The 1,780-nt window shown below is 77.4% G+C and carries 1 protein-coding gene; it reads right to left on the minus strand.

The genetic code is table 11. From position 1 onward, the window contains the following. On the minus strand, positions 1-1,780 hold a 1,780-nt coding region (locus ABZ885_RS40510), incomplete at both ends, for an amino acid adenylation domain-containing protein (RefSeq protein WP_360200121.1).

Genomic DNA, 1,780 nt, shown 5'->3' on the forward strand with positions numbered 1-1,780 from the left:
GGGGGGGGGGGGTCCCCCCGGCCGACGGGTCGGCGACCAGGTGGGCGAGCAGGCGGGGCTCGCCGTCGGCGTCCCGGCCGACGGTGACGGCGGCCTCGGCGACGGCCGGGTGGTCGAGCAGCCGGGCCTCGATCTCGCCGAGCTCGATCCGGTGCCCGCGGATCTTGACCTGGTGGTCGGTCCGGCCGAGGAAGTCGAGCTCCCCCTCCGCCGTCCAGGCGGCCAGGTCGCCGGTCCGGTAGAGCCGGGAGCCGGGCGGGCCGAACGGGTCCTCGACGAAGCGCTCGGCGGTCGGTCCGGGCCGGCCCAGGTAGCCGTGGGCGACGCCGTCGCCGCCCAGGTACAGTTCGCCGGCGACGCCGACGGGCAGCGGGCGGCGGTGCGGATCGAGCACGTAGGCCCGGGTGTTGGCGATCGGGCGGCCGATGCCCACCCGCTCCGGTTCGGCGGGGACCTCCGCGCAGGTCGACCAGACGGTGGTCTCGGTGGGCCCGTAGACGTTCAGCAGCCGCGCGGTGTGCGCCCGGAGCCTGCGGGCGAGCGGCAGCGGCAGGGCCTCACCGCCGACCAGGCCGGTGACGGCGGCCGCGCCCTGCTCCGGATCCGTACCGGCCAGGATCACCCGCCAGCCGGACGGCGTGGCCTGGACGTGGGTGACGCCCTCGCGGCGGATCAGGGCGTTCAGGCCCGGGCCGTCCAGGGCGAGCCCGTCCGGCGCGAGCACCAGCCGCCCTCCGGTGACCAGCGGCAGGTAGAGCTCGAGGCCGGAGATGTCGAAGGAGAGCGAGGTGAGGCCGAGCCAGACGTGGTCCGCGCCGGAGCCGAGCCGGTCGGCGAAGGAGCCGAGCAGGTTGACCAGCGCCCGGTGCCCGACCTCGACGCCCTTGGGCACACCGGTCGATCCGGAGGTGTAGAGGACGTACGCACGGTCCTCCGGGCCGGGCGCGGTGGTCGGCTCGACCGCGGCGCCGGGGCTCACCGGCTCGTCCAGACGCAGCACCACGGGTGCGGCGGCCGCGACCTCGGCGGCCAGGTCGCCGTCGGTGAGCAGCAGGGCGGCGCCGGAGTCGGCGAGGACGAAGGCCAGCCGGTCGGCCGGGTAGCCGGGGTCGAGCGGCAGGTAGCCGGCTCCGGTGCGGAGCACGGCGAGCAGGGCCGCCGGGAGCCGGGAGGTGCGGCCGAGGTGGAGGGCGACCAGGGAGCCGGGGCCGATGCCGAGGGCGGCCAGCCGGCCCGCGAGGGCGACGGACTCCTCGCGCAGGCCGCGGTAGTCGAGGGTGGCGTCGGCGGCGGTGACGGCGACGGCCTGCGGGGCGGCCTCGGCCTGCGCGTCGAACAGGTCGACGACGGTGCGGTCCGCCGGGTAGGGGCGGGCGGTGTCGTTCCAGGCCCGGGTGACCAGGTGGAGTTCATCGGCGCCGAGCAGCGGCAGCGCGTCGACGGGGGTGGCCGGGTCGGCGGTGGCGGCGGCGAGCAGGTTCTCGAGGTGTCCGGCGATCCGCTGCGCCGCCTCGGGGGGCAGGACGGACGGGTCGTGCTGAAGGCTGAGCAGGCAGCCGTCGGGGGCGTCGACGACCTGGATGTGCAGGGTGTTGCGGGCGGTCCGGTTGAACAGCATCCAGTCGACGCGGGCCCCGGTGCCGGTGAAGGCCGGCTCCCCCGCCTCGCCGGCCCCGACGGCCCCGGTGGCGCGGCGGCGGTAACCGAAGGAGACCGGGGTGAGGCCGACGCGCGGGGTGAGACCGCCCGCGGCGGCGCCGAACGGCACGGTCCGGAACCG

Origin of the sequence: Kitasatospora sp. NPDC047058, from assembly GCF_040643935.1 — a bacterium.
In the GTDB taxonomy this organism is placed as follows: Bacteria; Actinomycetota; Actinomycetes; order Streptomycetales; family Streptomycetaceae; genus Kitasatospora.